The following is a 21,739-nucleotide window of genomic DNA, read 5'->3' on the forward strand; positions in this document are numbered from 1 at the left end:
AGACTTAGACACCGGTGCAGGATAGATAAGTTCCCGCCGACGTTGACTAATATTGAGCTGTCAGCCAGAATAGAAAGAGTCCTTCCTGAGAGTGGGCCTGTGGCGCAGCTGGGAGCGCGCTTCCATGGCATGGAAGAGGTCATCGGTTCGATCCCGATCAGGTCCACCAATAAATCAACAACTTACGGCCTTCGTCCTTTGCCGCTTGGTGTCATTTGGTGTCAAATTTCCAAACACCTTCACTGACGCAGCGCCACGCTTGAGCGGCTTCCCTCCGACGAGAACAGCATCGGGGAGTGGCTTCGCGACTTTCCGGCCATTTTTTGTAGACAACATCCGCAACTCCTTATTGATGGAGTTGACAGTTGCCTGCACGCTCTCGGGAATCTCCTGCATGTAGACATCGGTAGTCGTCGCGGTGCGCGAATGCCGCATCACGCCCTGCACTTCCTTGGCCTCTAAGCGATCGCAAAGTAGAAGCTTTTCTCCGCGAGGGTCAGAATTTCGCAATGAGGCCTATCCCGCCAACGAGAAGGAGACCGCCGATGATCCGCCCAGGGTTCAAGGCGTGGGGCTGCATGCGGAACCACCCGAAGTGGTCAACCAGTAAGGACGTGACCAAGGCGGCAGTCACGGTAAACCCGACAAACGGACCCGCGCCAACCTTGTTGACGAGAGTCAGTCCGGCATACACCTGGACCGCGCCGACAAGCCCTCCTACAACCGCCCACCACGGCATTTGAGCCAACTGTTCACGGGTTGGCAGCGGATGCGGCATGATGAGCGATGCGCCCAGGAAGAACAAGGTGATAAGTGCGAACGAGACTGCGGACGCAAGCCATGGGTTGACGACGTACTTATTCAGTTGACCGTTCATGGCAGCGCCACAGCTCTGCAGCGCGCCTCCGATGATGATGAAGGGGATTATCCATCCGGCGTTCATTTCCGTCTCCTTTTGGTTATCACTTTCCGGTGAAGGCGTTCATGGCGATTGCGCCGCCAAGGGCAGCTAATAACGCGACCGGCATGGCAATCGCTCCAACTCGTAGAAACTTCCAGAAACTTACGTCCAGATTTTCCTTCCGGAGGGCCAGCAGCCAAAGAATGGTTGCAAGCGATCCCGTCACGGAGAGGTTCGGCCCCAGGTCGACGCCGATGAGTACAGCATTAGCGATGAGTCCCTTTATGTGAGCGGCCTGTATAGTTCCGCCAGCGATGAGCCCCAAGGGAAGATTGTTGATGACGTTGTTGCCAACACCGACAACGAAGCCGACCACTAGCGCCCCCGAGGCAGGCGCCAGGCGCTGTGCCCAGGCTAACCACGACTGCGTCAGCTGAAGTGCGCCCTGGCTCTCGACGGCATCGACCATGATGAAGAGGCCCGCGACGAGTAGGAGAGTGCTCCAACTAATCTCCTTTCCGAGCTTCCAAGGGTTCTGCTTAGCCTTGATCGAAACGACGGCCGTGATGACGAGAGCTGCGAGGCATGTCGGAAGTCCGAGATCCTTTTTCATCGCAGACGCGGCGAGCAAGACGGCGATCATGACGACCAGGCCTCCCAGGACCAACTTGCCGTTTCTATTCAAAGGAGTGTCTTCGACCTCTGCGTCAATCGACTTGCAAAGCTCATCGCGGAAGAGGAAGCGCATGACGAGAAACGTTGCGACGATCGAAAGGACGGAGGGGACTGCGAACGACGTCAGCCATTGACCCAGAGGCGGCATACCCTTATGGAACACGACGAGATTGGCCGGGTTGGAGATTGGGAGGACGAAGGAGGCGGCATTCGCGATCAAGGCACAAACGAAGAGGTAAGGGAGTGGCTCCACCTTCGACTTGCGAACTGCCGTGAGGATCGCCGGAGTCAGCACAACGGCTGTAGCGTCATTCGACATGAAGATGGTGACGAGCGTTCCCACACCGTATACCAGGGCGAACAGTCGTGAACATGATCCCTTCGCGCTTCGAACGGCTACTGAAGCTACCCAGTCGAAGACACCCTGCTCCCGCGCTAACTCTGAGAGGAGCATCATTCCGATCAGGAAGAGGTAAACGTCGCTGCCCTCGGCAACAGCTTTGCCGGCCAGCGCAAGTGGCACGAGGCGGAGTGCGACGAGCAGCAAGGCCCCTCCCCCAATCCACCAGACCTCAGGGATGCCGCGAGGTCGAATGAGCATGAGGAGAATAGACAAACCAACGATGGAGGGGAGCAGTATGTGCGCGATCATCACCACTTCTTTCCATTCTTATTCGGTCCGAGTTGGGTCCCTAGCAGTCCATGTTCCGGCCATGCCTCAAGTGCGTTTTCCTGATCGCGCTGCTCGGACCTCCATTTCGTGCGCTGTCCGACCGCGAGACGAATCTCGTCAGTGGTGACCTTCCCATGCGCATCTTGGAAGGACACCTTCAAAGGATGGGTTCCCTCACGGGGACTGGGAACGTCAGCCTCCCAAACGTGACTGTCACTGACACGTTTCATGAGGAGTGTCTGCCCGTCCAGATGAGCGGTCGCTTCCACGGCCTCCATGTCGCCCCAGAACTTCGCTCGAATCTTCAAAGTTCCTTGCGGTATCTCGCTGGACTTTGTCAGAAGCCGCTCATCTCTCGGTGAGGTAATCACCGCGACGGGCAATTTTCCCAGTTCGATAAATCGCCAACTCACAACATCGCCGTCGATGTTGGTGACGGAGTAGCCGACTGGCCCCTCTTCAATCTGTCCGGTGGAACGGGTGGCAGAGTAGAGTGTCCAGCCATCGTTCGCGATCTCGTTGTAGTGCGTGTGTCCCATGTCAATCAAACGTACGTCGTACTCACGAACGAGACGACTTACTTCTTCTCCGCCGACCTTAAGGTCGCTCGGGTAGCAGTGCAGCAGAAGAACTTTGGCCTGGCCTTTCTTCGTCGCTTGTTGCAACTCCTGCTCTGACCACCTCAGTTGCTCTTTGAACACGGTAAAGGAAGGAGGCTCGGGCACGTCAAAGGCATTCATGGCCAAGAACCGCGTGCATCCCACTGTGAAGGCATAGTGGGTTTGTTCCGACATCGCCTCCCGAAAGTTTGCGAAGCTGTTCTCATGAACGTCGTGGTCACCAATGATGGAGCACCACGGTACATTGAGGCGGTCGAGCTCTCCGCGCACCACCGCGTAGGCGGAGCAGCTACCGTCGTCGGCTATGTCTCCAGGCAGGAAGACGAAGCTAACAGAATCGGCGAATGCTTGATTGACCTCATTCACGATTCCGGCCAAATCGAGGTGGTTCTGTTCACCGGCCTTGGTCATGTGGAGATCGCCAAAGTGAACCCAGCTAATCACACCAGCAGCGTCTGGTGATTGGGGTTGAAATGGACGTTTCGATGCGAGACTGTTCATGTTGGAAGCTCCTGGGGAGTGGCTGGAGAAGAAACGTCTTTATCCGGTTCGTTCGCGCTCGGAAGAGTTTCGGGAATCGCGGTCCATAACAGGACGAATGCAAGTGCGGCGATGGCCCCTAGAGACACGAACGAGATGCGATAGCTGAAATGTTGGATCAGCTCTCCGCCGAAGGTGTTACTGAGAGCTGCGCCTAGCCCGACGGCAGTTGCCAGACTGCCTTGCACCAGGTTGAACCGCCCGGTGCCCCGAGTTCTGTCCGCAACTACGAGGATCGAAACGACGACAAAGATCGCATTCGCAACGCCATCCAGTATTTGAATCGCGATCAGGCTTCCCGCGTTGTGGGTCAGGGTGTAGAGGAGCGCGCGAATTGGAAGAACTCCAAAGCCGACCATGAGCAACGGCTTCCGCCCATGCAGGTTGGCGAATCGTCCAATAGCCGAAGCGAAGCACATGATGACAACTTGCGTCACGATGATGCAGGCGGACATGAACGGAGCCGCAGTAGCCTTCGCCCCATGCGAGAGCATCTCGCCGAGCTGCGGTAGCATGGCTGCGTTGGCAAAGTGGAAGAGAAAGGCACAACCTAGAAAGACCAGCAGAACGCGGTCTCCCAACAGGGTTTTCATCACGGAAGCTCTTGCGGGGACTTCTTTGCCGTCCACCTGGCTCGCTCCACCGCGTGAAAGGTTATAGTCGATGTCTTTACTCTTGATCGCACGGATGGCGAGAACCGTAGGGATGGTGAGTACCGCAGCGGTGATGAAGATGGCTCGGTTTCCGAACAAGTGACTCATCCCAGCAATCAGGAGCGCACAAGCCACGTTACCGGCCGAGTTGAAGGACTGGTTCTTTCCAAACTGACGGTCAAAGAAGGTGACGCCGATCATTCCCATCGTGACCGCAGCAAGTGTTGGTCCCAAGAATGGCCCTGCACCTCCAATCAGGAGTTGGGACGTGTACACGGCCCAAGGTGCAGCCGTAATACTGAGCAATACAGCCCCTACAGCAAGCACGGCTGAAGCGAGGACGAGAATCAATCTCTTCGACCTGAGTTGATCGACGATGGCACCAGCCGGAGCCTGTAGGGCAACTGTGATGATGCCGCCAATGGTCAACGCCATTCCGACGCGTCCCGGCTCCCAACCGGCTCCCGCGAGGTACGCTGCGAGAAACGGCCCGAGACCGGTTTGCACATCGGCGAGAAAGAAGTTTGTCGCCTCGAGGGCGTGAATACTTCGTTTCTTGCCGGGATCGATTTCCGTAGCGTTGACCATTGGTGACGACTTTCGAGGAACTAAGCGCTTTTGAGTTGCAGGTTCTTGTGGCCTCTCTCAAGCTTGAGGGGACCATGCTGCTTCACATGAGCGAGAGCTTCCGCGGCGCGCGCAAACTCAAGGGCCTGGTGATAAGCGCGAGTCTTGAACGCCTTGGCGGCGCTGTTGCGAGAGCTTTGATAGATCCCAGCTAAGATGTTGGAGTGCTCCTCTTCTTCTTCCCAGTGTTCATCCGCCCTTTGCCTCAGTTCATCGAAGTGTTCCGTGATGGACTGTTTAAGTTCGGCAGAGATGCGGACGACACCAGAGACCTCGCCGGCAAGAACTGCGAAGGTGAGATGTTCTGACGCCCGGAGAAGGTCGGCAGCGTCTTTGCTATGTCCATCCTTTATCGCTCGCTGAGCCAGCGTGGTAAGTTCGGCAACGGCGTCCGTCGTAGACGACTTCGAGGACTGCCGGAGAACCGCGACCCGCCCCATGTGCTCATAAGCACGCCGGAGGTCGTTCGCCTGGTGATACTTATCGTGGTGATGACCAGCAGTTTTCTTGGCGGCCTTCTTTGCAGTTTTCTTCGCAGCCTTCTTCGGGGGTGGCATAAACGTAGTCCTTTCTTTCTCTTGGTAAAGGGTTCGATGCGGGTATAGGTCGGTCCCCACTTAACAGACAAGGTTGATTGATCGAGAAGCAGTGCTTGCCCCCGCCGAATAACGGGCCGCTATGGCCCGAACATCCGGCAAGGGACAACTTTGCACTTAGAAGTCACGCATTCTCAGTTTTGGGGAGGTGGCGGGGGCGGCGCCATTCCGTCAGGCGGGGGCGGGGGCGGGGCCATTCCGTCCGGAGGAGGCGGAGGAGGCCCACCGAAATTGGGCGGTGGCGGAGGTGCGTCAGCCGATACGCCGCAGGGTGCGGGTGCGGCAGCTTTGTTTCTGCGCCGCGGTGAAGGCGGCGGTGCTTGGGGCGCACCCGGCGGCGGTGGGACGGCACCTTCAGCAAGTGCGGCACTGCCAGGAGGAATGGAGGCCGCGTTCGCAGAGAACGTCTGATCGTTCAACCGAACGCTCGCCGCTTCGACCAAAGACTGTCCATTTATCTCCGATTTCGTGCCGGTCACGGTTATCTTTTCGCCCTTACGGACTGCTGGGCCAACTTGTGCCCCGAGGGCGGGCGCCAAATCAACCATGCTGCCATTCTGGAGATACAGGCTCCGTACCTCTCCGCCCGGGCCCGCGTTGAAAGCTCGGACACGAGAGGATTGGGTGACAACGGGGAGTTGTGGAGTTGGCGAAGCAGCAAGAGCCCCATTCGGTGCGACTGCGGGAGGTGCTGGTGGTGCGGGAGCCGGGCTCTGCGCAAACGCCACAGAGCTAAGTGCAAGCCCGAGAGTGGTGATTCGTAGGGAAGATGGAATGTACATCGGCAATACCTCTGTCCTTAGTAAGGCAACCTGCGTGCCATTCCTCGGAACCGCCGAAGTCCTTCAATCGCTACACATTTCGCGGATTGGAGGTCTCCGGGGCGTCTTGGCCCGACCGCAATTCGCTCACCTGCTGTGCGGATTGCGTACAGATCGTTCGCGATGGCTGAGGCTCTTAGCATCTGATCTCCATAACAACGGCCAAAATCAGGCACGATTACCGATGGCAGCTAAGTTGCACACCATAACGACAGGTGCTTGATAAAAGTTCTAAAGAGCATGACGAGAGAGGAGCCGAATGCCGAAGATCTTTTGGAGAAGCCTTCGCTCACGCATCCTTTTGCTCGTCGTTCTGACGTTCTTATTCCTCGCAGCCGCTGCCATCAGCCTGTTTACGTTTCTTCGCAATCGCCATGCGGAAACGCTCTCACTGACCGAGCATCATCTTGTCAGCCTGGCTGCCAATCTCGCGCGGAACTACGCCGACCATCGGACGGCGGATAATTCTCTGCGAGCGATCGAGCCGGGGCCACCCCCGCCGCCTCCCCCTGCTCCGGCACCACACCCTGAACGCGACGGGCCACCCCATCCCAAACCTGATCTTCTCAAAGGGCTCACGGCAGAAACGCTGCAACACGAGGACGGGGTAGAGGGCGGCTTCTACGCTGCCAGAGCCGATGCGTTGATTGGATACGCCTTCCCAACCCATGAGGGACCGGGGGCGGAGAAGGGTATGCCCGAGCGAGAGCGGCCCACTATCGAGAATCTCGCGCGTGAAGCAGTCGCTGCAAATGCTATTAAGACATTTCGCTTTGAGGGGCCACATGACGCCATCCTTTTTGTAGCGGCTCCGATCCACGAGCCGTCCCGAGCAAATGAGGTTGCCGGGGGAGCGGATGAAGTTACTGGCGCTGCTTGGCTCATGGAGCGTCTCCCTGGAATCGAGGGCGGACAGAGTCGCGAACTCCTGTTTGGAAGTGTTGGGTTTGGTATCGCGGCACTGATGACCGCGTTGCTTGCCGTGTTCGTTACGACGGAGATTCGCAGCGGAGTCAACATCGTTCTTCAACGATTGGGTTCATTGGAAGGCGGTTTACCCGCAGCCACGCAGCAAATGACGGGACGGCCACCGTTAGAAGAATTCGACCGCGTCCTTCACGGTATCGATTCGCTGGCGCTCGCCTTGCAGGAAAAGATCGAGAACGAGCGGACACTGGAGTCCCAGGTTCGGCACAATGAACGACTCTCTGCGTTGGGACAATTTGCTGCTGGGATAGCGCACGAGCTACGGAATCCGCTAGGCACGATCAGAATGAGAACGCAGATGTGGCAGCGCTCCACTGATGCAGAAGCTGCTAGGCGGAGTAGCGCAGTGATCCTCGAAGAGATCGACCGCCTCGACACGATCATTAGCCGTCTGCTCTACTTCGCCAGGCCGATTCAGCTTCAACTTCAGCCCGTCTCGCTGGATGACTTATGCGCAGTTACGGCCTCGACGTGGGCAGACAAAGAAACGGCCAAAGGTATTCAGATTGACTGCAAGGCGGCATCCCACTGCGTCGTCACGGCAGACCGAGGCCGGCTGCTCCAGGTGCTCGACAACCTCATGGAGAACGCTGTGCATTCAGCGTCGCATTCCAACTCACAAGCTGGAAGCGTAACGATCAGCACTGCGCTCGAAGCTGACTTCGCCCGCATCGACATCATGGACGACGGGCGCGGATTTACCCCGGCAGCCTTGCGTCATGCGATGGACCCGTTCTACACGACTAAAGACACCGGAACGGGACTCGGTCTTTCCATCTCGTTTGAGATTGTTCAGGCTCACGGAGGCGAATTGCTTCTTGCCAATCACGAGGGAGGAGGAGCCGTCGCTTCGCTCCGGCTTCCCTTGGATAGAGAGGATCGCGATACGCTAAGACAGGCGGATGAAGAGGCAGGACAAGATGTCTGAAGTGCTCATCGTGGACGACGATCATAACTTCCGAGAGACGCTCCGGGAACTGCTGTCAGATGCGGGATACCAGACCCTTGTCGCAACGAATGCTGAAGAAGCGATCACCTTGCTTCAAACCACGACTCCCGAGCTTACGCTTTGCGATTGGAAGATGCCCGGCGGAGGCGGGGAGCAATTTCTCAAAAGCCTCCGATCCGAGGGTTTACTTACGACCATGCCTGTCATCATTCTCACGGCCCACGGTACGGGGCCGAATGCGATACAGGCAATGCAACTGGGGGCCTACGACTTCATCACGAAGCCACTCGATATCGACTTGGCTCTCGCCACGGTAGCTCGCGCAATCCGGCACATGGAACTGCAGCGCGAGGTCGAAGTATTACGACAGCAGCGGTTCAGAGACCGTTTTGTTGAAGACATGACCACATCCGAAGAAGGGTTGAAGCCTCAGCTAATCGGCAACTCGCCGGCTTGGATTGAGGTCTTTAAGAACATCGGAAGGGTCGCCGCTACCGACGTGGGAGTTTTGCTGCTGGGGGAATCGGGAACGGGGAAGGAGGTTGTTGCCCGCGCGATCCATCAGAACAGCGCGAGAAGCCGTCGCACCTTCATCATCCTCAACTGTGCAGCATTGCCTCCCGAGCTGCTGGAGTCTGAACTTTTCGGACACGAACGCGGGGCGTTCACCGGAGCAATCGCCCAGAAACGCGGGAAGTTTGAAGCCGCAGACGGAGGCACGATCTTTTTGGACGAGATCGGAGAACTACCGCTGTCGCTTCAGCCCAAGCTCCTGCGTGTCTTGCAGGAACACACATTCGAGCGGGTCGGCGGAACGGTTTCCATCGATACCGATGTCCGGGTGATTGCGGCCACGAACCGCCCATTGGAAGATGATGTTGAACAGAAGACCTTTCGTGCCGACCTCTTCTATCGTCTCAATGCCTTCACTGTTCGGCTCCCTCCGCTTCGCGAACGTCAGTCCGACATACTCCCGTTGGCAGAGTATTTCCTCGCGCGCTATGCCCAACGCAATCAAATCGCTTCAACCGGACTTGCTGCCGACGCGACAATGGCCCTGCACAATTACTCCTTTCCGGGCAACGTGCGGGAATTGGAGCATCTGATCGAACGTGCTGCCGTCAAGGCTGGGGGACGCGCCATCACAGCCGAACAGATCCAAGCGGAGTTGACGAAGGAGAAGAGTTCTTCACCTGCCGTTTTCGACATTCAGACAGCGATGGGAATGCTATTCCATGAGGCGGTCGCAAGTTGGGAACGCCATCTCATAGAGCAGGCGCTGATGGCATCTCAGGGCAACAAGTCGGACGCCGCTCGGCGGCTCGGAATCCATCGGCGTTTGCTCTACGAAAAACTTGCAGGTCTCGGCATCAAGTGATCACTGATGCGGCGCCCGAAGCCCCCGCGATCTTAATTGTCTTCTGAATTGGGCTTTCCACGCGCTCAGTAAAGTAGCGGCCCGCTCTGCCCAGCAACTCGGTGGGATGTACAGGCTTCTCGAAAACCTCGAGGAATGGCCTTGCTGCACGGCTGACTCCAGCAAGTCAGCTATAGCGGCCTGTCCTGAAACACTAAAAGCTTAGGGGCTTCCATCAAAACGACTGCGGTTCAAGTCGTGGGGCAGCTTATCCGTTCCTGGCAGCGACGTAGGGTCGAAGTCGCTGGCCGGATTGAGGACCCTTACCGCTGAAAACGCCCATAATCCCGCAAACTAGCACTTATGCGGGTGTAGACGGTCCCGACACCGCATCTTCGTGCCGAATACACTAGAATCGATTCGCTTCCATCCGGCGGAAAACTCACGCTGTTACGAGCAGCCTAACCACGCCCCTCGGCTTCCTGAGATGAAAGACGTTTTAGCTATGGTGATCTCTGGCTGCGGAGAGGTCAAGGTACGAAAGAGGCGGACTAATGACTGGCACCCAAACCTATCAGATTCCGGCTTCACCTCGGTCAGGATCAAGCTTCCTTCTAAAACTGTGTCGGGTGCTTGCAGCTACGTTCATCGGGTTCGTACTTCTTCTGCTGAATCTCTGGGCGGTGGCCGCGATCTATGTGGATTGTCGGATTCTCTCGCTTCGTGTTGTATTCGCAGCGATCTATCTTGTTGCCTTGATTTTTCTTGTCGCCAAGGCCGGGCGGCACCGTGCCTTGTGTTGCCTACTTTGTTTTTGTGTCGTCCTTGGATGGTGGCTGAGCCTCAAGCCGTCCGATGATGGAAATTGGCGGCCAGATGTGGCACGGACGGCGTGGGCCGAGACCGCGGGAGACAGAATTACAGTGCATAACGTCCGCAACTGCGACTATCACTCGGAGACCGAATATTCCGATTGCTGGAGCGACCGGACCTACAATCTCTCCGATCTTCGCGCGGCTGACTTCTTCTTCGTTAACTGGGGCGTTCGCTGGATCGGCCATCCGATTGTGAGCTTTGATTTCGGCGATAACCAACATCTCGCTTTTTCAATCGAGGCCCGCTATAAGCCCGGGCAAACTTACTCGGCGATCCTGGGGTTCTTCCGCCAATACGAATTGATCTTTATAGCTGCAGATGAACGCGATGTAATCAGGCTGCGCACGAACTACCGGAAGGACGAGGAAGTTTACATGTACCGGACCAACGCACCGCCTGATGTTGTACGGAAGTTCTTCCTTACTTACGTGACTTATCTCAATCATCTACGTGAGCATCCGGAGTGGTACAACGCGGTGACAAAAAATTGCACCACCACGCTCGACAGCAAGCTGAGTGAAGACCTTCCCAAACCTAAGGCCTGGAGCTACAAGTTACTCCTGAATGGGACTTTGGATGAACTGCTCTACGAGCGCGGACGGTTGGTCACGGACGGTCTTCCCTTCGTGGAGCTGAAACAGCGGGAACACATCAACCCTTTTGCGCGAACCGTAGGACAATCTCCCGATTTCTCTGCGCTAATCCGTGCAGGTCGCGTCGGATTTTAGCCGGCCGAGTTTCATCCAAACGCCCATCTCTGAGGGACCGGCACTGGGGTGGGTGAGAATGGCGACGCTTGAACGAGAGGAATTACCGGGTATCCATCCTTCGTACGTTCTGTTCACCAGAGATAGACGTCTTGGACTATCGGCGCACCCACTCTACCCTGCACGACATCGACTTTTAGCACTACTTCAATGTTCTTGTTGGCCCAATCAGAGCCAACGCGTCGATTGAGAATGTCGAGCAGCCGCGGCGAGACGATGAATTGAGAGGCCGCATCTGTCCCGTATCGTTGCAAGCCCGCTGCAACTACCACAAAACTGTCAGTTGACGGATTGCGGAAGCGGACCACAAGTGCATAGTCAGGACTATCAGAATAAGGCTTGGACTTGTCTCGAGCCCAATATTTTGACGGCTGTAGCGCATCTACTATTTGTTCGTTCGGTTCACCGTTGAAGTGGAAGCGCAAGGGAAGAAGCAGACGTTGCGTCCACTCATTGTTGTAAGCGCCTATTAGAACCACCGGGCTCTCCCGGATCTGGGCGAGCGTTGTCGATGCAGACGACTGCACGCGGTAGTCATTCTCTTTCGCGTTCAAAAGGGCAGCTACACGGCCCATCGCCAAACCATTCTCGAACGATAAGAAAGGATTTAGAACCGTCTGGTCCGCGACTTTGGTATGAACGTCACTGCTTGGAGAAAACACTACTCCGCCGGGACAGATGAGTGTGGGGCCCTTTGCCTGTAAGATCGGCGACCAGAAACGGTTAATTCCCTCTGAGGAGCTTCGGTTCCATAGGCTTCGTGCAACAACGAAGGAGAGAGCAATCAAAACGACTGCGAGCAGTGGCCGAAGGATCTTTCGAGTACGCCCGCCCAAGGCAGGATCGATGCTTGGCAAACTGGCCATCGGAAGTTCGAAGAGAGCATCCTGCTTATCTAACAACGCTGTTGGTTGAAGCAGCGCGCTTGGTGCTTCTTCGGGAAAACGCAGGAACTCAGGCCGATAGGATCTTGCGGAGAGATAGATGTGAATCGGGGAGTCGGCCGCCTCGTGATAGTATAGAGAGAGTCGCTTCCGGACCTCCCCCGCCGTGTAGCGAACCACGGTGTCAGCGTTGGTATCGTAGTCCGGCGTCCTGCCGAAGACCTCTATCCCGAGGGTGCGTTCCTTAATCTGATCGCCGTTCCCGTTGAGGGTCTGCTGAACAACATAACGAAGGAAAGCGGGGTAGCGCTTGCTATTGCAGAAGTGTGAACTGGAGAGGACAGTCTCCAGCTCCGCCAGAACGGCGTTGCGATCTTCTTCCGTGAGCGGAGTCCACTTGGTCCGACTTGGCTCGACAGCAATCATCTTGGACGCGAGGATCATACAGGAATGATGGGACGATACGCTATTTGCAAAGTTTGTCCCAAGTACGAACTATAGCCTTTTCTATGACTTAAAGCGAGTCGCCGATGTAACAAACGGTTAGTCACTTGCCAACGATGCTTTCAGACGAGGAGTGTGGCCCTGCCAGCTCTACCACCAGGAGACGAAGTGCGAAAGACGATTTCCCCCTCAACGATTTCCCCGTCAAGAATCGACCGACGCCGGTTTTGCAAAGCTATCACCATCACCGCTATGTCGTCAGGAGGGCTGTTACGCGGACTACCAGCTGGTCCAACGAAGAGTGATGCCTATCGGCTCGTCGCCCAGACCGATCGCGAGCGAATCTTAAAGGCGGGAGCACTTTATCTGACACGGAAGCCAGTGACGATCACCTCGTTCCGCTCCGATCGCAGTCCGGGAGGGGTTCACGACTTTTTCTCGCAAGCGGACTATTTCTGGCCGAACCCCAAAGATCCAACCGGTCCATACATCAACCGGGACGGCCAAAGTAATCCCGACAACTTTAACGAACACAGGAAGGCGATGATTGCGCTTTCGATCCAGATGCCGGCGCTGACCTCAGCATGGCTGTTGACGGGAGAGCGCCGCTACGGGGAGAGCGCCTGCAACCATCTGCGGGCATGGTTTATCTCTCCTGAGACGCGGATGAATCCGAACCTGGAGTTCTCGCAGGGGGTCCATGGTGTCTCCACCGGTCGCTCCTATGGAATCATCGACACGCTTCATCTGGTCGAGGTCGCCCGCGCGGCGGGTCTGATTGCGGCCAAGTTCCTTCGAAAGGAAGAGATGACGGCTCTCATGGGCTGGTTCCGCGACTATCTCCAATGGATGAAGACCAGCGACAAGGGGCAGAAAGAGCGGGACGCCTTGAACAATCACGCGATGTGCTGGGCATTGCAGGCGGCGGAGTTCGCGCGGCTGATCGGAGATGGAGAGACGCGCAGCCAGGTACGTCGGCAGTACACGGATATCCTTCTGCCGAATCAGCTGGGAGCCGATGGCTCCTTTCCCAAGGAGCTGGCACGAACCAAGCCTTATAGCTACTCCATCTTTAACTTCGACGTGATGGCCAGTCTCTGCCAGTCGCTCAAGGGTGTCGGACAGGATCTGCCGACCTTCAAGCTCTCCGACGGGCGCGGACTCTGCAAGGCAGCTGAGTTTCTCTATCCCTACTTGAAGGATAAGAGCACGTGGCCTTACCGGAAGGACGTGGAGCACTTTGACTCGTTGCCCGTGCGCTCTCCGGGGCTGTTGTTTGCAGGACTCGCCTGCGAAAAGCCGGAGTACCTCTCGCTTTGGAAGATCGAGGATCCGGACCCTACCGACAGGGAGATCATTCGCAACTATCCGGTTCGCCAGCCTTTGCTGTGGGTGTAGGAGAGCGACAACGATCGCAGACAGCCGAGGGTTAATAGCTCGATCGCAGGAAAAACCAGATCCAGAATGGAGCACCAGTGATGCGCATCGTTTCTAAAAAACTTCTCTCAGGTTTAGGTTTATTTTTGCTTTGTGCCGCCGCATTGACTCCCGCCAACGCACAGTCGAACACCGGTACGATCGTCGGCACAGTACAGGATGACTCAGGCGCAGTGATTCCTGACGCTACGGTGAGTGCGAGGGATATCGGAACCGGGCAGGTGCGAAACGTGAAGGCCGATGGCAGTGGCAGCTTCACTATTCCGAATCTACAGGTCGGCCATTATTCCATCACGGTGTCGCATGAGGGATTTGCGCCGGCGCAGATTGCGGATATCGAGCTCCAGGTGGCGCAACATGCAACGATCAATCCTGTACTCCATATCGGCGGCGTTAACGATAAAGTCACGGTGATCGCGGACCAGATTCCTCTGCTGAACCAGGCGTCTTCGTCGGTGGGTCAGGTGATCGATACGCAGACGGTTCAGAATATGCCGCTGAATGGCCGGAACTTCTGGCAGTTGACGCAGCTGACACCCGGCGTCAGCTACATCCAGGGCGGTCAGAACATCGCGACCGGCGGTACTTCGATTCGGGCCAGCGCCGTGAACGTCAATGTGAACGGCCTCTCTCCCTCGTGGACTGGCTGGTATCTGGATGGAGCGAATATTACCGAGTTTCAACTTGGCGGGACGATCATTCAGCCCAATGTGGACGCGCTCCAGGAGTTCAAGGTGGAGTCGGGCAACATGGGTGCGGACTACGGCCATAGTCCGACCATCATCAACGCCACACTGAAGAGCGGAACGAATCAGTTTCATGGCACCTTGTATGAGTTTCTGCGCAACAACTCTCTGGATGCGAAGAACTACTTCTTTATTCCGGCGACAGGAAGCCACGCACGCGATGAGCCGCTGCACCGCAATCAGTTTGGGCTCGCGGTCGGCGGCCCGATCTGGAAGGACAAGACGTTCTTCTTTGTCGACATGCAGAGCACGCTGTTTACCCAGGCTCAGAACTTCAACAGCGTCGTTCCCAGTGATGCGGAACGGGGTGGAGACTTCAGAGCTATCACGACAAAGATCATCAACCCTGCGACTGGCCAACAGGTCTCGGACGGCGGGGTGCTCAATAAGATTCCAGCTTCGCTCATCTCTCCACAGGCGCAGTTTCTGCTGCAGTATATGCCTCATGCGAACTTTGTCTCGGGCAATACAAGCCGCGCTATTGTCACCAATAAGCTGAAGCAACAGCTCGATCAAGGCGACATCCGTGTGGACCATCAACTTACCGCGGCCGATCGTCTGACAGGCCGCTACTCCATCTCTGATGATCACGAGACGGATCCAAACGCCTTTCCAGCAATGGGCGGCTTTCCTCTGCGCAGCCGCGGGCAGGATGCTCTCTTCCGGGAGACCCATGTCTTCAGCCCGAAGTGGATTAATGAACTTCAGGTCTCCTACTATCGCAGCTACTTCCTCTTTACGAGTTCACTGCAGGGGCAAAACATCAATGACGAGGCCGGAATCATAGGCCTGGACGGACTTGCGCCCCCATCGACTCTGGGCTTTCCGAGCGTTACGATCGCCAACTACTCTAACTTCAACGGGCAGGCCAACAATAGTTATCCGAAGCAGAACAAGATTCGCTCGTGGCAGTATGTCGACCGCGTGAGCTACGCCAGTGGAAAGCACGACATTCGTTTTGGATATGAGCTATTCCACAACACCAACACCTTTGTCGCGGGCAATAACTCGGTGGGAACCTTCAACTTTAACGGGGCGTACTCCGGCGACAACTTTGCCGACTTTCTGCTGGGAGATCCTCTGAGTGCCAGCCGCAGCACCTTTAGGAACTTGTGGGGGAGTGCCGGAAGTTTCCAGGCCATGTACTTTCAGGACGACTATCACGCGAGGCCGAACTTCACCATAAATGCCGGGTTTCGATGGGAGATCAACCCTTACTACAACGCGGTGAATGGCCAAACCTCCGGCTTCGACACGAGCACCGGCAAGCTCGTGCTTCCCTCGAACGTCTCCATGAACGCGCAGCCCGCGACTCCGCAGCTGTTTTCGCTGTTCTCCGACCGGTTCGAATACACAGACGACCTTGGGTTGCCGCAATCTGTACGCAAGACCGACTATCACGATGTCGGACCTCGATTGGGCTTTGCCTATAGTCCTGGACGGGGTACAACCGTAATTCGGGGCGCGTATGGCGTCTTCTATCTCTTCCCAGACGACAACGCAATCAACAATACACAAAACACAGTCCCGTTCATTGCGTCGCAAACACAAAACAATACGACGCCGAAGCCGACCTTCACGCTCGCCGACTTCTATCAAGGCCAGTCAATAGTGGCTCCGAATCCAAACCCCGGCTCCAAATGCGCGTTCGGTTTTGTAGCAGACTCCTGCTCCACTCCGAGCATCACCAGCATGGCGCTGCACGTGCAGAACACCTATATCCAGGAGTGGAATCTTGCGATGCAGCATCAATTTGGTCAGCGAATCTCTCTGGATGTGGCCTATGTCGGCAATAAGACAACTCATATGCAACAGGCATTTCAGATCAACGACCCGAATCCAGGCGCGGGAGCGGTGCAGCCTCGCCGTCCGCTTGCACAGTGGGGCACCATCAACAACTCACGCTTTGCGGGAAATGGAGGCTACAACGCTCTACAAACCAAGCTGGAGACGCGTGCCTTCGCAGGTGCGACTTTGCTCGTCTCCTATACCTACAGCAAGTGCCTGACGGACGGTACCTATACCTCGGTCGTGCGAGAGGACACCCCGCTGATTCGATATTACGGAGTATGCAACTACGACCTGACGCATAACTTCGTCGCCAGCTATTTGTACGATCTTCCCTTCGGACGTGGACGAGAGTTTCTCACCAGTCTTCCTGAATGGGTCAATGGCATCGTCGGAAACTGGAATCTTTCAGGAATCGCGACGCTACAATCGGGACTTCCCTACACGCCGACAATCAGTGGCGATCAGGCTAATACCGGTGTTGGCAGCCAAAGACCGAATGTGATTGGCAAACCACTCTTGCTGAGAAACCATAACTGCTGGTACTTCGACTCGAAAAACTCAGCGTGTAAGACGCTCGCACCCGCCGGGGCAGACGCATATGCCGTTCCTGCGCTGTATTCCTACGGCAACGGCGGGATCAATCTGTTGCGCGCCGATGGGCTGGTTCAATTCGATCTCTCCCTGCTCAAGTCCTTCCACTTCAGTGAGACGCGATCTCTAGAGTTTCGTGGGTCGTTCTTCAACCTCTTCAATCACACTACCTTTGCCGCTCCAACGACCAATATCGATTCGTCTTCAGCCGGTCAGGTCAGCTCAACCCTCAATGGCTCACGTCAGATCGAGCTTGCCGCAAAGATTTACTTTTGATGGCTTCGTACAGTAAGACCATGATCCACCGCTATCCGCGTTTGTAAAACGACTGTCAAGGACCGGCCCAATTGCGGCTCACATGATTCGGAATGATACCCTAGGAGGGTTTCGAGCCTGAAGAACTGCCTCCTATTTCTGGACGTGAGCGAATTTCAATGGCAGAGGTTACTAACGCTCTCCCGGTGGGAGAACTGGTTGGGAATAACTACGAGATCCTGGGCATCGCCGGCGCCGGTGGAATGGGTATTGTTTATCGTGCCTGGGACGCCAAGCTCGAGAGAACGGTTGCGCTCAAATTTTTACCCACCCTGCTGAATGCTGACGTTCGTGAGAGAGAGTACTTTGTCCTTGAAGCACGAATGGCTTCGTCCGTGGATCACCCGAACATCGGCGTCATCCACGGGATCGAAGAGACGACGGATGGCCACGCGTTTATCGTCATGGGCTTCTATGACGGTCTTTCTCTGGCTCAAAGGATTGCCAAAGGTCCGCTGAGCACGCTGGAAGCCGTCGATGTCGCTATTCAGGTCGCGCTCGGCCTATGCGAAGCCCACTCACACCATATCGTGCATCGGGACATCAAGCCGTCAAACGTAATGCTGACGAACACAAGGTCTGTTAAGATCGTCGACTTTGGATTGGCTCGTCTGATCAACGCAGAGACCGCAACTGCCAGCGGCATCGTGGGATCGATAAAGTACGTATCGCCCGAACAGGCGTTGGGCCAGCGAACCGACCAGCGAACAGATATATGGTCTCTTGGAGTAGTGTTGGCGGAGATGCTGGCGGGACGTAATCCCTTCGAGCGCGGAACCATTCCGGCGATTCTGGTTGCGATTCTCAACGAGCCGCCGCAGTCGCTTGACGGTTTGCCCATCGCGCTGCAGGGAATCATCTATCGCTCCCTTTCGAAGGACGCCGAGAAGCGCTATCAGCATTGCTCAGAGATGCTGGCGGATCTGCAAGCCGCACAAGCAGAGCTTTCGAACGATTCAACCAATCGAAGAGAAGCGATTGGCAGGAAGACTACGAGTCGGTCAAACGACATCCGCAGGTATGTCGAGCAAGCTTCCGTCTCTACCTGGTCCAGGGCACAGAAGCCTCGAAACCGATGGCTGCCACTGGGCCTCGGCCTCTGTGGGCTTGTTCTACTGGCCTGTTTGTTTCTCTTTCCTCGGGTCCGCGAACAACTTGGTTCCCGCATAAGAGTGGGTGAAGAGCATATCGCAGTTCTTCCTTTTACTAACATTGGGAATAACCCGGAGAATCAAGCTCTGAGCGAGGGCCTGGTGGATACGCTATCGGGGAAGCTTTCCGATCTCGATGTTGGCAACAAGGCGCTATGGGTAATTCCGGCGAGCGAGATCCGCCGTCTCAAAGTGACTGACCCCGCGGCCGCGCTCAAAACGCTTGGCGCAAATCTGGTAATCAGCGGAAGCATCCGGCGCGATGGAACCGCTGTGAATCTCAATCTCAACCTTATCAATACAAAGAATCTTCGCCTGATTGGGTCTGTCGATGTTGTGGATCAGGCTGGAGACCTCTCTGCGCTGCAAGACGAAGCGGTATCGCGGCTCGCGCATCTGATGGATCTACCTGTGTCCGCCGAGATGTTGCACAATACCGGCGGATCCGTTGTGCCTGCGGCATATCAGAATTACCTGACTGCGTTGGGCTATATGCAGCGTTACGACAAAGCGGGAAATCTGGATCAGGCAATCGAAGTATTGAACGCGGCGATCGAGACCGATCCGAAGTTCGCGCTCGGCTACGGTCAGCTCGGAGAGGCATATCGACTTAAGTATCAACTTGATCGGAATCAGCACTGGCTCGACGAAGCCCAGGGAAACCTTGAGAAGGCAATTCAGCTCGACAGTAGTTTGCCCGCGGCCTATGTGACTCTTGGGCGAATTCATGACGTTAGCGGGAAGCGCGAGCTCGCGCTGCAGGAGTTTCAACATGCTCTTCAACTCGATCCGCGAAACGCAATGGCGATGAGGGGGCTGGCACGCGCGTATGAGCGTTCTGGCCGTGTCGCCGACGCAGAGGCTGCTTACAAAAAGGCAGTCGCGCTGAAGCCCGATGATTGGGAGAGCTATAACCTCATCGGTAACTTCTATGACCGCCAGGGCAAATATCCTGAAGCGATCACTGCGCTGCGAAGAGCGATTGATATGACTCCGGACAATGCGGAGGTGTATCTCAATCTGGGCGCGACTTATGTGGATTCAGGAGACAGCGCGGTGCTTCCGACCGCCGAGCAGGCTCTGAAGAGATCAATCGAACTGGGGCCAACTTATCCGGCATATGCAAATCTTGCCAGCCTTTATCTTGCTCAGCGGAGGTATCGGGAGTCTGCGGAGGTCAACGAGAAAGCCCTGCGATTGAATGAGAACGATTACATGGTTTGGAATAACCTGCTGATCGCGTATGAGCGGCTTGGAGAAAGTTCAAAAGCAAAGATGGTGCGAGAGCGAATCGTGCCGCTGCTCGAGCAGAATATCCGACTGAAACCACAAGATGCGCAGGCGCACTCACTGCTGGCTGTGATGCAGGCGAAGGATGGAGTGCCGGGGAGTGCGCTGGAGCATGCGCAGACGGCGATAGCGCTCTCCCCTGATGACCCAAGCATCCTAGTCAACGTCGCGGGGGCTTACGAGATGTGCGGTGATCGCAAACAGGCGCTGGGTTATCTCGAGATGGCATTGCACAAAGGTTTTCCTTTGAGCCAACTCGAAAACGATCCGGACATGCGGGATCTTCTGCGAGACCCCGGATTTCATGTCGGCAAACCATCACTAACTCAATAAACGTCACCTCAACAAAAGGAGAATTATCTTGTCGATTGTTGTTGTTCCTCTCACCGATTCTGCCGATCCAATCGAAATCAACATGGAAGCTACGGACACTCTGCAGTTTGTCGCTGAAGTCTCAGGGGTCTTCACCAGCACGTATTCGAAGTATTTCTGCCCACACCTGCCCCACAACAAGTCATTGACGCTGAATGAAACATGGCCAAACACGGCTACTTATCCGGAGGGGACCGAACCTAATCCCTACGCTGCCGGTAAAATCTACACGTTTAACTGGACACCCGATAACGAAAAACAAGGTGGCTTGACTTCCTCGCCAGGGACGATCCATGTCGACACGGGACAACCGGAGAGATAGTTGCTTAATTCGAGCCGTGATCATCTCTAAATGTCTGTCGCCTACGGCACGGTGCTTACGAACACCCTGAGCACTGTCCGTTAGGCGATTTTGCGTTTGAGACTTAGAGAGGGTTTATTCGCGTACCAGGTGCCTCCGGGAGATGCGCCACTTTGACGTTCTTTGCCAGACCGAACAACGCTAGTAATTTGATACCCCAGTAGTTGAAATCCAGTTCCCACCAGGCCATGCCATGGCTGGCAGACACAGGATGTGCATGGTGATTGTTGTGCCAGCCCTCTCCGCCGGTCAAAAGCGCGACCCACCAGTTGTTGGTTGAGTCGTCACGGGTTTTGAAACGGCGCGAACCCCACAAGTGGGTCGCCGAGTTGACCAGCCAGGTTACGTGGAAGCCAATGGTGATACGAAGAAATGTCCCCCAGAGTAACCACGAGAGCCCCAACCTCCATCCGCCGAAAGCGGTGCCTCCACCGAGTAAAGCAACTCCGGTCAGGCTGATCGGAAGCCAGTGCCACACAGCCAACCAGCGGTAGAAGCGATCGCGATGCAGATCCGGCGCATAGTGAGCGAGCATGGTGGTCTCACTGTGAAGAGAGCCGCGCAGGATCCAGCCTATATGCGACCACCATTTGCCATCGCGGGGAGAGTGCGGATCGCCAGGTTTGTCGGTGTACTGGTGGTGCATACGATGCACCGCGACCCAGTAGGTGGGACTGCCCTGCAGCGACATCGTCCCACAGATCGCCATGGCATACTCCAGCCACTTGGGCGTGGTGAAGCTGCGATGAGTCAGTTGGCGGTGATAGCTGATGGCAATGCCTACGTTCTGACCGAGGAGCCACATCACAAGAAATACGACAACAGAAGACCAAGAAAAGGTAAACAGGGCCGCTATAGCGCCCACATGGAATGCCGCAATAACGACGAAGAAAATCCAGTTAAACTCTGCCGACTTAGCCTGCACCACTTCAACTATGTCGGGACTGCCGGTTTTTTGCGGTTGTGTAACAAGAGTCGCCATGGCGTGCCTGCCTCTAGTGTCGAGGCTAACGCCGGGCGCGAGGCATGGCTAGAGGGCGCAGGTAAGAGTTCGGTAATAGTTGAAGTAGCAGGTATTTCAGCTTTTGACAGCGATGCCGCCTCCGAAGCGGCCGGTCTTATAACCAATCCACGAGTGACAGCTCTAGGACCGGCAACGTTCGGCAGCTATTGCTCAGGAATCTCACATGGACCGGATTCTGAGATAACGGGATACGTCGGGAGCTATCAAAATCATCACTACGATTGCGCCGATTCCTGCTGCGGCAGCTATAAGTTTCATCATGTGAGTCACCTCGTCCAGCTTGTTGCCTGC

The 21,739-nt window shown here is 56.0% G+C and carries 17 protein-coding genes and 1 tRNA gene; 9 read left to right on the top strand and 9 right to left on the bottom strand.

The window, feature by feature from the left end; all coding sequences use genetic code 11:
- Positions 1–93 precede the first annotated feature (93 nt).
- Positions 94–169 (top strand) — tRNA-Ala (locus tag RBB81_RS01595).
- 5 nt (positions 170–174) lie between these two features.
- Here the strand turns inward: RBB81_RS01595 and RBB81_RS01600 are convergent.
- The 6 genes from RBB81_RS01600 to RBB81_RS01625 are packed head-to-tail and all read right to left on the bottom strand — an operon-like array spanning position 175 to position 5,246.
- Positions 175–438: a hypothetical protein gene (locus RBB81_RS01600; protein ID WP_353072471.1), complete on the bottom strand. Its 264-nt coding sequence runs from the start codon at positions 436–438 to the stop codon at positions 175–177.
- Between the two features lie 58 nt (positions 439–496).
- Positions 497–943 carry a DMT family transporter gene (locus RBB81_RS01605; RefSeq protein WP_179586045.1) on the bottom strand — a complete coding sequence of 149 codons (447 nt, stop codon included), beginning with the start codon at positions 941–943 and terminating at the stop codon, positions 497–499.
- Positions 944–962: 19 nt separating this feature from the next.
- Complete coding sequence (locus RBB81_RS01610) at positions 963–2,228, bottom strand: arsenic transporter (protein WP_353072472.1); 1,266 nt, start codon at positions 2,226–2,228, stop codon at positions 963–965.
- A complete protein-coding gene (locus RBB81_RS01615; RefSeq protein WP_353072473.1) occupies positions 2,228–3,370 on the bottom strand; it encodes a metallophosphoesterase family protein in 1,143 nt (380 codons plus the stop codon). Before RBB81_RS01615 ends, RBB81_RS01610 begins: the two co-directional genes overlap by 1 nt.
- Positions 3,367–4,650, bottom strand: a complete 1,284-nt coding sequence (locus tag RBB81_RS01620; protein ID WP_353072474.1) for an MFS transporter — start codon at positions 4,648–4,650, stop codon at positions 3,367–3,369. The genes RBB81_RS01615 and RBB81_RS01620 overlap by 4 nt, the downstream gene beginning before the upstream one ends.
- A gap of 20 nt (positions 4,651–4,670) precedes the next feature.
- Positions 4,671–5,246 carry a hypothetical protein gene (locus RBB81_RS01625; RefSeq protein WP_353072475.1) on the bottom strand — a complete coding sequence of 192 codons (576 nt, stop codon included), beginning with the start codon at positions 5,244–5,246 and terminating at the stop codon, positions 4,671–4,673.
- Positions 5,247–5,396: 150 nt separating this feature from the next.
- On the opposite strand from RBB81_RS01625, the gene RBB81_RS01630 reads away from it, so the two are divergent.
- From RBB81_RS01630 to RBB81_RS01645, 4 genes are all read left to right on the top strand, one after another.
- The gene (locus RBB81_RS01630; RefSeq protein WP_353072476.1) at positions 5,397–5,696 is read left to right on the top strand and encodes a hypothetical protein; all 300 of its coding nucleotides are present in this window, start codon (positions 5,397–5,399) and stop codon (positions 5,694–5,696) included.
- Positions 5,697–6,365: 669 nt separating this feature from the next.
- Positions 6,366–8,021: a sensor histidine kinase gene (locus tag RBB81_RS01635; RefSeq protein WP_353072477.1), complete on the top strand. Its 1,656-nt coding sequence runs from the start codon at positions 6,366–6,368 to the stop codon at positions 8,019–8,021.
- Positions 8,014–9,420, top strand: coding sequence for a sigma-54-dependent transcriptional regulator (locus RBB81_RS01640; protein WP_353072478.1), 1,407 nt, complete (start codon positions 8,014–8,016; stop codon positions 9,418–9,420). The genes RBB81_RS01635 and RBB81_RS01640 overlap by 8 nt, the downstream gene beginning before the upstream one ends.
- 662 nt (positions 9,421–10,082) lie before the next feature.
- Positions 10,083–11,003, top strand: coding sequence for a DUF4105 domain-containing protein (locus RBB81_RS01645; protein ID WP_353072479.1), 921 nt, complete (start codon positions 10,083–10,085; stop codon positions 11,001–11,003).
- A 113-nt stretch (positions 11,004–11,116) separates the two neighbouring features.
- Here RBB81_RS01645 and RBB81_RS01650 read toward each other — a convergent pair whose 3' ends face one another.
- Positions 11,117–12,352, bottom strand: a complete 1,236-nt coding sequence (locus RBB81_RS01650) for a hypothetical protein (protein WP_353072480.1) — start codon at positions 12,350–12,352, stop codon at positions 11,117–11,119.
- Between the two features lie 186 nt (positions 12,353–12,538).
- Here RBB81_RS01650 and RBB81_RS01655 point away from each other — a divergent pair, with 186 nt between their 5' ends.
- The 4 genes from RBB81_RS01655 (at position 12,539) to RBB81_RS01670 (ending at position 20,385) form a co-directional block, all read left to right on the top strand.
- Positions 12,539–13,768: an alginate lyase family protein gene (locus tag RBB81_RS01655; RefSeq protein WP_353072481.1), complete on the top strand. Its 1,230-nt coding sequence runs from the start codon at positions 12,539–12,541 to the stop codon at positions 13,766–13,768.
- A gap of 80 nt (positions 13,769–13,848) precedes the next feature.
- Positions 13,849–17,211 carry a TonB-dependent receptor gene (locus RBB81_RS01660; protein WP_353072482.1) on the top strand — a complete coding sequence of 1,121 codons (3,363 nt, stop codon included), beginning with the start codon at positions 13,849–13,851 and terminating at the stop codon, positions 17,209–17,211.
- Between the two features lie 158 nt (positions 17,212–17,369).
- The gene (locus tag RBB81_RS01665) at positions 17,370–20,024 is read left to right on the top strand and encodes a protein kinase domain-containing protein (RefSeq protein ID WP_353072483.1); all 2,655 of its coding nucleotides are present in this window, start codon (positions 17,370–17,372) and stop codon (positions 20,022–20,024) included.
- A gap of 28 nt (positions 20,025–20,052) precedes the next feature.
- Positions 20,053–20,385, top strand: a complete 333-nt coding sequence (locus RBB81_RS01670; RefSeq protein WP_179586068.1) for a hypothetical protein — start codon at positions 20,053–20,055, stop codon at positions 20,383–20,385.
- A gap of 103 nt (positions 20,386–20,488) precedes the next feature.
- Here the strand turns inward: RBB81_RS01670 and RBB81_RS01675 are convergent, their stop codons facing one another.
- Together RBB81_RS01675 and RBB81_RS23445 are read right to left on the bottom strand one after the other, a co-directional pair.
- Entirely contained in the window at positions 20,489–21,406 is a 918-nt protein-coding gene (locus RBB81_RS01675; protein WP_353072484.1) for an acyl-CoA desaturase, read from the bottom strand.
- A gap of 201 nt (positions 21,407–21,607) precedes the next feature.
- Positions 21,608–21,709, bottom strand: a complete 102-nt coding sequence (locus RBB81_RS23445) for a DUF6893 family small protein (RefSeq protein WP_373563967.1) — start codon at positions 21,707–21,709, stop codon at positions 21,608–21,610.
- Positions 21,710–21,739: the final 30 nt, after the last annotated feature.

The organism is Tunturibacter gelidoferens (assembly GCF_040358255.1).
Classification (GTDB): Bacteria; Acidobacteriota; Terriglobia; order Terriglobales; family Acidobacteriaceae; genus Edaphobacter; species Edaphobacter gelidiferens.

Bases quoted from the DNA above. Each gene is read 5' to 3' on its own strand.
- RBB81_RS01665 (WP_353072483.1), top strand. From the start codon at position 17,370: ATGGCAGAGGTTACTAACGCTCTCCCGGTGGGAGAACTGGTTGGGAAT.
- RBB81_RS01660 (WP_353072482.1), top strand. From the start codon at position 13,849: ATGCGCATCGTTTCTAAAAAACTTCTCTCAGGTTTAGGTTTATTTTTG.
- RBB81_RS01620 (WP_353072474.1), bottom strand. From the start codon at position 4,650: ATGGTCAACGCTACGGAAATCGATCCCGGCAAGAAACGAAGTATTCAC.
- RBB81_RS01625 (WP_353072475.1), bottom strand. From the start codon at position 5,246: ATGCCACCCCCGAAGAAGGCTGCGAAGAAAACTGCAAAGAAGGCCGCC.
- RBB81_RS01675 (WP_353072484.1), bottom strand. From the start codon at position 21,406: ATGGCGACTCTTGTTACACAACCGCAAAAAACCGGCAGTCCCGACATA.
- RBB81_RS23445 (WP_373563967.1), bottom strand. From the start codon at position 21,709: ATGATGAAACTTATAGCTGCCGCAGCAGGAATCGGCGCAATCGTAGTG.
- RBB81_RS01605 (WP_179586045.1), bottom strand. From the start codon at position 943: ATGAACGCCGGATGGATAATCCCCTTCATCATCATCGGAGGCGCGCTG.
- RBB81_RS01615 (WP_353072473.1), bottom strand. From the start codon at position 3,370: ATGAACAGTCTCGCATCGAAACGTCCATTTCAACCCCAATCACCAGAC.
- RBB81_RS01610 (WP_353072472.1), bottom strand. From the start codon at position 2,228: ATGATCGCGCACATACTGCTCCCCTCCATCGTTGGTTTGTCTATTCTC.
- RBB81_RS01635 (WP_353072477.1), top strand. From the start codon at position 6,366: ATGCCGAAGATCTTTTGGAGAAGCCTTCGCTCACGCATCCTTTTGCTC.
- RBB81_RS01640 (WP_353072478.1), top strand. From the start codon at position 8,014: ATGTCTGAAGTGCTCATCGTGGACGACGATCATAACTTCCGAGAGACG.
- RBB81_RS01650 (WP_353072480.1), bottom strand. From the start codon at position 12,352: ATGATTGCTGTCGAGCCAAGTCGGACCAAGTGGACTCCGCTCACGGAA.